General features: G+C 39.1%; 8 protein-coding genes. 1 reads left to right on the top strand and 7 read right to left on the bottom strand.

Annotation, left to right across the window (positions count from 1 at the left end):
* Positions 1–83: 83 nt before the first annotated feature.
* The 7 genes from rplI to B4G94_RS19545 all read right to left on the bottom strand — a co-directional run bounded on the left by rplI (position 84) and on the right by B4G94_RS19545 (position 6275).
* On the bottom strand, positions 84–527 hold the full coding sequence (gene rplI, locus B4G94_RS19575) for a 50S ribosomal protein L9 (protein WP_104385829.1): 444 nt from the start codon (positions 525–527) through the stop codon (positions 84–86).
* A 15-nt stretch (positions 528–542) separates the two neighbouring features.
* The gene (rpsR, locus tag B4G94_RS19570; protein WP_028071347.1) at positions 543–806 is read right to left on the bottom strand and encodes a 30S ribosomal protein S18; all 264 of its coding nucleotides are present in this window, start codon (positions 804–806) and stop codon (positions 543–545) included.
* Entirely contained in the window at positions 806–1174 is a 369-nt protein-coding gene (gene rpsF, locus B4G94_RS19565) for a 30S ribosomal protein S6 (protein ID WP_104385828.1), read from the bottom strand. Before rpsF ends, rpsR begins: the two co-directional genes overlap by 1 nt.
* A 146-nt stretch (positions 1175–1320) precedes the next feature.
* Positions 1321–2199 carry a 4-hydroxy-tetrahydrodipicolinate synthase gene (gene dapA / locus B4G94_RS19560; protein ID WP_286861235.1) on the bottom strand — a complete coding sequence of 293 codons (879 nt, stop codon included), beginning with the start codon at positions 2197–2199 and terminating at the stop codon, positions 1321–1323.
* 37 nt (positions 2200–2236) lie between these two features.
* Positions 2237–4261, bottom strand: coding sequence for an NAD-dependent DNA ligase LigA (ligA, locus tag B4G94_RS19555; protein ID WP_286861234.1), 2025 nt, complete (start codon positions 4259–4261; stop codon positions 2237–2239).
* A 119-nt stretch (positions 4262–4380) separates the two neighbouring features.
* Positions 4381–5412, bottom strand: coding sequence for a glycosyltransferase family 2 protein (locus tag B4G94_RS19550; RefSeq protein WP_108636959.1), 1032 nt, complete (start codon positions 5410–5412; stop codon positions 4381–4383).
* Positions 5409–6275 carry a lysophospholipid acyltransferase family protein gene (locus B4G94_RS19545; protein ID WP_165305736.1) on the bottom strand — a complete coding sequence of 289 codons (867 nt, stop codon included), beginning with the start codon at positions 6273–6275 and terminating at the stop codon, positions 5409–5411. Before B4G94_RS19545 ends, B4G94_RS19550 begins: the two co-directional genes overlap by 4 nt.
* Positions 6276–6363: 88 nt before the next feature.
* Here B4G94_RS19545 and B4G94_RS19540 point away from each other — a divergent pair, with 88 nt between their 5' ends.
* Complete coding sequence (locus B4G94_RS19540; RefSeq protein WP_108636957.1) at positions 6364–6975, top strand: WbqC family protein; 612 nt, start codon at positions 6364–6366, stop codon at positions 6973–6975.
* The last annotated feature ends 36 nt before the right edge of the window (positions 6976–7011 follow it).

The raw sequence follows: 7011 nt of genomic DNA, 5'->3' as shown, positions 1-7011 counted from the left end.
GTAAGGTAAGGTAAGGTAAGGTGCAAATAAAAGCGGCTATCCATTGGGATAGCCGCTTCTTTATCTTATACTAAATAATAAACTTATTCAGCTACTACTTCGAAAGGAACTTGAACTTTAACTTCTTTGTGTAAGTTTAAGTTAGCGATATATTCGCCGATTTCTTTAGGTTCAACTTCGAATGTAATACGACGACGATCTACGTCAAAACCTTTTGCTTTCAATGCATCAGCAATCTGGATGCTATTTACTTTACCGAAGATTTTACCAGATTCACCTGCTTTAGCGCCGATTGAAAGTTTTACAGCTTCCAATTTACCAGCTAATTCAGTAGCGTCTTTTTTGATTTTATCTTGTTTGAACTGAGCTTGTTTGATGTTCTCAGCTAAAACTTTCTTTGCAGATTCAGTCGCTTGAATAGCAAATCCTTGGGGGATTAAGTAGTTACGACCGAAACCTGGTTTTACATTAACGATATCGTTTTGCTCACCTAAGCCTTTGATATCTTGTTTTAAAATTACTTCCATTTTCTATCGTCCTCCTTATTTAATTGCATCAGCTAAGTAAGGTAATAAGCCGATGTGACGAGCACGTTTAACAGCTTGAGCTACTTTACGTTGAAATTTCAAAGATGTACCAGTTAAACGACGAGGTAAGATTTTACCTTGATCATTTACAAATTTCATCAAGAAGTTAGCATCTTTATAATCGATATATTTGATACCATTCTTTTTGAAACGACAGTATTTTTTACGGTTGTCCTCTACTTTAGGAGCAGTTACGTATTGGATATTTTCGTTAGCCATTAGTTTGCGCCCTCCTCAGTTTTAGTTTCAGCTTTTTTGTTGAATGCACCGCTACGTTTTTTCTCGTTGTAAGCTCTAGCATGTTTGTCTAAACTTACAGTCAAGAAACGCATAATGCGCTCATCACGTTTGTATTCAACCTCTAATTTGTTGATTAATTCACCTGGAGCCTTGAATTCAGTTAAGTGATAAAATCCAGTAGATTTTTTCTGGATTGGATACGCTAATTTTTTCAAACCCCAATTGTCTTCAGCGACAATCTCGGCTCCGCCTTCTGTTAAGATGTTTTTGAATTTTGCGATTACTTCTTTCGCAGCATCTTCAGAAAGCAACGGGGTAAGAACGATTACAGATTCGTACTGTTGCATTTTGTTAATTAATTTTGTTATTTAAAATTCCACATTTGTGGAAGTGCAAAGGTAGGTATTATATTGTTATATTGCAACGCCTTAAAATAAAAAAGTTTAGATCTGCAGGGAGATCTAAACTTTTTCTGTGACGACAAATTAACCGCTTAGTTTAATTTGCTCATTTCTTCTTTTATGGCGGCCTGTGTTTTTTCACTGACACTTACCAATGGTAGGCGTAAAATATCGTTACCGATACCCAATTTTTTGAGGATGTATTTAACACCAGCCGGATTTCCTTCTACAAAACAAAGATCTGTTATCTGCAGTAAATCGTTATGTATTGTTCTTGCGCTAGCATAATTGCCTTCTGCACATAACTTTGCCAGTGTAGCAACACGCTTTGGAAATGCATTTCCAACAACAGAAATAATACCCGCCGCACCGAGTGCCATCATCGGTAAAGTGACCGGATCGTCGCCGGAGATCAATAGAAAATCTGCCGGTTTGTCCCGTAAGATCTCGCTGAATTGGGCAAAATTGCCGGAAGCTTCTTTTATTGCAACAATATTTGAAAAATCATTGGCCAGGCGCAACGTTGTCTGTGCGGTCATATTACTGCCCGTACGGCCCGGTACATTATATAATATAACAGGCAGTGGAGAAACTTGTGCGATAGCTTTATAATGTTGGTAAATTCCCTCCTGTGTTGGTTTATTATAATAAGGAGACACAGATAAAATAGCACAGAAACCGGTCGGATCAAATGCTTTGATCTGTTCTATAATCTCTGCCGTATTGTTGCCGCCTATACCAGCCACCAAAGGAAGTCTACCGTTCACGCGCTTGACAGTGAAATCCCAGATACGCTTTCGTTCTTCTTTAGTCAATGTGGCAACTTCTCCAGTTGTACCTAAAGAAACCAAATAATCCATACCCTCGTTAATTTGCAAGTCAATGAGTTGACCTAATGCCTCGAAATCAACAGATTCATCTGAGTTGAAAGGAGTGACCAATGCTACTCCTGCGCCGTGAAGCTCGTTCATCTTGTTTTTGTATTTATATAAATTTAATTAAAAAATCCTATTTGGAATGAATAAGGTCTAATAGATCTTGCTCATTAATCATCGGGATGCCCAGTTTCTCTGCCTTCGCTAATTTGGAAGGCCCCATTTTATCTCCTGCCACCAGATAATTCAATTTTGCAGAAATAGAGGAGAGCATTTTCCCCCCATTGCTCTCGATTAATTCCGCTAGCTGTTCTCTGGAATAATCTGCAAATACACCTGAAATCAAAAACGTTTTTCCGCTGAGATTTTCACTGGCTAGAATAATTTCCCTTTCTTCAATTTCCAGCTTTAAGCCATAATGTCTTAAGCTAATGAGCTGTTGCTGATGAATGGGGTTGTCCAGATATTCTTTGACACTTTCAGCGATGCGGCGTCCGATATCCTGAACACCCTCGATTTCTTCTGTAGATGCCTGAGCAAGGGCATCAATATTCTTAAAATGCTGCGCTAGTTTTTTTGCGATTGTTTCGCCGACATGACGTATTCCCAACGAGAATAATACTTTCTCAAAGGGTTTTTCTTTTGATTTTTCTATGCCTGCCAGCATATTGTCGATTGACTTTTGACCAAAGCGCTCCAATTGTTGTAAGTCTTCTTGATGGTCCTTTAGGCCGTAGATGTCAACAATGTTATGCAATAGTCCTTTTCTGAAGAAAGTCTCCACGGTCTCGTCGCCCATACCCTCGATATCCATCATTTTACGTCCGATAAAATGTTGCATTTTACCAACGATCTGTGGTGGACATCCCGTTTCATTGGGACAGTAATGCACGGCTTCGCCCTCTTGTCTAATTAATGTTGTGCCACATTCCGGACAGCTGTCCGGGTAGATGAAAGCTGTTGTATCCGGCAATCTTTTTTCAAGGTTGACACCAATGATTTTAGGGATAATTTCGCCTCCTTTTTCTACATAGACGGTATCGCCCTGATGTAAATCTAAACGGGCAATTTCATTGGCGTTATGCAAAGAGGCGCGTTTGACCGTCGTTCCTGCCAACAGGACAGGTTGGAGATTTGCTACAGGTGTGACTGCGCCGGTACGCCCTACTTGGTAGCTAATGGTATTGAGTGTTGTCTCAACACGTTCCGCTTTGAATTTATAGGATATCGCCCATCTTGGGTTCTTCGCTGTAAAACCTAAATCTTCCTGTTGGGCATAATCATTCACTTTGATAACGATACCGTCGATTTCATAGCCGAGATTATGTCGTTCGGTGTCCCAATAGTCAATGAATTCAAAGACATCTGCCAGTGAATTACATTTTTTTGTGTGTTCACAGACATGAAATCCCCAGCTTTTCACATGTTCTAGGCTGTTCCAGTGATCATGAAATAGGTTGGTTCTATTGTCGCAGTATAAAAAGTACAGAAAACAATCTAAAGGTCTTTTGGCTACCTCCGCGGAATCCTGAAGTTTTATTGTGCCCGAAGCAAAATTGCGTGGATTGGCATAAGTCTGTTCCGCGTTCTCTTCGCGTTCTTTATTCAGGCGAAGGAACGCAGATTTATGCATAAATATCTCGCCCCGGATTTCAAACTGGCTAGGATAGTCACCCTCTTTGAGTCTGATCGGAATGGATCGGATCGTTTTGATATTGTTTGTCACCACATCACCTTGAGTTCCATCCCCACGGGTAACTGCTTTTTTGAGTAGTCCATTTTCATAGGTTAGGCTTATGGAAAGCCCGTCGAATTTTAATTCACAAACATACTCAAACTGATCGCCAATGATCTTTCGGATCCGTTGATCAAAATCAAAAAGCTCCTCCTGGCTGTAGGTGTTGCCCAACGAAAGCATGGGCCAACGATGTTTCTCTGTTTTGAATTTGGAGGTGATGTCACCCCCAACGCGTTGTGTGGGAGAGTTAGGATCAGCGAACGCTGGATATTGACGTTCCAGTGCTTCGAGTTCCTTTAGCTTGAGATCGAAGTCATAATCTGAAATAAGACTATCTGCCAATACATAGTATTGATAGTTATAATGATTGAGTTCTGCTGTTAAGTCTTTTATCTTTTTTTCAATATCCATCACCGACATGTTGCAAAATTACAAATAAAAAGTACGTTTAAATAAAATAAATAAAGAATCTTGTTGATAAGAGTGCTTTATTTTTAAAATGCGTTTTTGTGCATTTTATGTTTAGAGGGCTCAGTACCCTATTTAAAATCTTTCGGATTTAATTGCGAAAATTTATGTTTATTATTCGCGTAAAAATCAATAATGACAGAATTATTATACAGCCCTTTCTGATTTTCTGTCGCCTGATATTTCTTTCGTTTTCTAGCATTTTTGAAAATATTCAGGAAGAAATACTGATGGGCACGGCTGATCGCCCAGGCATCTTTCGGCTTTCGGTCAATGAGAAATTTCATCAATGCGGCAAAATCAAACCAGAGGCGCAGGAAAATTATCCAAATTGCCTTACCCAAAGGTAGATTCTTTTGCAACATAACCAGATTATTCCTAAAATTCAAATAGGTCTTCTTGGGGTTGCTCGCATTTAATGTGCCACCACCGACATGGTAAACGACAGATGTCGGGCAGTAGCCAATAGCATAGCCCATTTTTTTTAACCGCCAGCATAGATCAATTTCCTCCATATGGGCAAAAAAATCCTCATCTAAACCATTTGCTTCTTTCCAGGCTTTTTCCCGAATAAAAAGTGCAGCGCCCGATGCCCAGAAAATTTCAGATTCCTGATCATATTGACCATGATCTTCCTCGACTTCATGCAAAATTCTTCCTCTACAGAATGGAAAGCCAAAGTAGTCCATATAACCTCCAGCGGCACCGGCATGCTCAAATTTCTCTTTACTATGGAAGGAAAGGATCTTGGGCTGTGCGGCCGCAATATTCGGGTTGCTTTCCATATAAGCAACAACCGGTTCTATCCAGTTTTGGGATACTTCCACATCTGAATTCAGCAAGATATAATAATCTGCATCCACACGTTCCAGGACCTTGTTATAACCTCCGGCAAAACCATAATTCTTGTCGTTTTCAAGAATGGTAATGGTGGGATAGTACTGCTTGACGAATAAAATAGAGTCATCATCCGATGCATTGTCTCCAATGACGAACTCAATATTTGGATAAGAACTGTTGTAGACAGAAGGTAAGAATTTCTCCAGGAAGAAACGACCATTCCAGTTCAGTATGACAACAGCTACTTTTGGTAATTTACTCATTTTCTACGTTTCCTTTTCCAGCGATTATGCGACCAAAGCCAATATTCGGGATTTTCACGAATCATTTGCTCGGCAAAGCGATTGTGTAAATCGGTTATTTCATGTTCGGCAAATTCAGAAGGGTCTTCCACCAAAGTCACAAACTTACAGAAATATTGTCCTCTTTTTGCCTTTCGGCCAATATAACAAAATACAACAGGGGCTTTACTTATTCTTGATAGCCGCTCAGCTCCCGTATAGACCAATGTTTCCTGGTTCAGCCAATTGATAAAATAATCAGAGTCTGAATATAATGGGGTCTGATCAGCGACCAGCATACTAACATTGGGCTGCCCTTTTAATTTGACGATATGTCTAAGAATCTGCTTCATTGGAACCATTTCCGCGCCAAAGCGACCCCGCATGGTATTATATACCGTATCGATATCTTTGTTATTTAGTGGCTTATAAACTATCAGGGTTGGGAAATCAGTAATCAGACTCAAGCGATGAATTCCCAGTTCCCAATTGGCATAATGTGAGGTGACCCCAATTACATTTTTTCCGGCAGCGAGATGACGGACTAATTCTTCCTCATTATCCAAAGTCATTTTTTTTCTGACCTCAGCAGCGGTAATTGTTTTTAATTTGATGGATTCTACAAGTAAGTCCGGAAAAAAGCGATAGAATTTTTTTGCGATTGCTAGTCGTTCGGCATCGCTCTTTTCAGGAAAAGCATTTTCTAAATTTTGAAATACAATATTCTTTCTATATCCGATAATGTAATAAAGAATATAATATAGCCCATCGGAAATCAAATATAGAAACCAATAGGGGAGAAGAGAGATGATATAGATTAATGCGCTTAACGCTTTTTGTTTCATGCTATAGCTAAAATTCCCAGTAGTATTTTACAAATATCCTTAATTTAAGTTATTTTTGCGTCACTTATAACAAAAATCATCAGTTTTTATGGAATCGCAGTTATTACTTCCAGCATGTTATCTTCCGCCGATATCTTATTTTCATACCATACAGGAGCATAATCTTCCGCTTGTCATCGAAAAATACGAACATTTTCAAAAACAAAGCTATCGCACAAGGGCCCGTATTGCTTCTGCCAATGGGGTGCAGGATCTAATCGTTCCGATCCAACATGGCAACAAAGATCGGGTTCCGATGAAAGATATCCGGATCAGTTATGAATTTGACTGGCAACGTTTACATTGGTTGAGTATTCAGACAGCTTACAGAAGCTCTGCGTATTTTGAATATTATGAAGATGATTTTAGTCGCTTTTATCACGAAAAATTTGATTACCTGTTGGACTTTAATGTGGCGCAACTGGAACTTATACTCAAGTCAATTAAACTACGAAGAACACTTTCCTTTACAGAGGAATATCGCATAAATGATTCGGCAATAGTTGACTATCGTGAAGTGATACATCCAAAAAAGGAAAGCATTTTGGTCGCTCCCAAAGAATATTATCAGGTTTTCCTGGACAAGAACGGTTTTTATCCGGATTTGAGTATTATTGATCTTTTGTTTAATCAGGGGCCTCAATCCAAAAGTTATCTTTAAAATATTTTTGAGAGCTTGAACATTATGCGTTTAATA

Source organism: Sphingobacterium sp. UBA7625 (genome assembly GCF_002484085.1).
Lineage (GTDB): Bacteria > Bacteroidota > Bacteroidia > Sphingobacteriales > Sphingobacteriaceae > Sphingobacterium > Sphingobacterium athyrii.
Note: the sequence above shows the minus strand (reverse complement) of the source record. Positions and strands in the feature narration are given on the sequence as shown.

What these genes read in the sequence shown, in the direction of transcription:
- dapA (WP_286861235.1), bottom strand. Translation starts at nt 2,199, where the DNA reads ATGAACGAGCTTCACGGCGCAGGAGTAGCATTGGTCACTCCTTTCAAC.
- B4G94_RS19545 (WP_165305736.1), bottom strand. Translation starts at nt 6,275, where the DNA reads ATGAAACAAAAAGCGTTAAGCGCATTAATCTATATCATCTCTCTTCTC.
- B4G94_RS19540 (WP_108636957.1), top strand. Translation starts at nt 6,364, where the DNA reads ATGGAATCGCAGTTATTACTTCCAGCATGTTATCTTCCGCCGATATCT.
- rpsR (WP_028071347.1), bottom strand. Translation starts at nt 806, where the DNA reads ATGGCTAACGAAAATATCCAATACGTAACTGCTCCTAAAGTAGAGGAC.
- B4G94_RS19550 (WP_108636959.1), bottom strand. Translation starts at nt 5,412, where the DNA reads ATGAGTAAATTACCAAAAGTAGCTGTTGTCATACTGAACTGGAATGGT.
- ligA (WP_286861234.1), bottom strand. Translation starts at nt 4,261, where the DNA reads ATGTCGGTGATGGATATTGAAAAAAAGATAAAAGACTTAACAGCAGAA.
- rpsF (WP_104385828.1), bottom strand. Translation starts at nt 1,174, where the DNA reads ATGCAACAGTACGAATCTGTAATCGTTCTTACCCCGTTGCTTTCTGAA.
- rplI (WP_104385829.1), bottom strand. Translation starts at nt 527, where the DNA reads ATGGAAGTAATTTTAAAACAAGATATCAAAGGCTTAGGTGAGCAAAAC.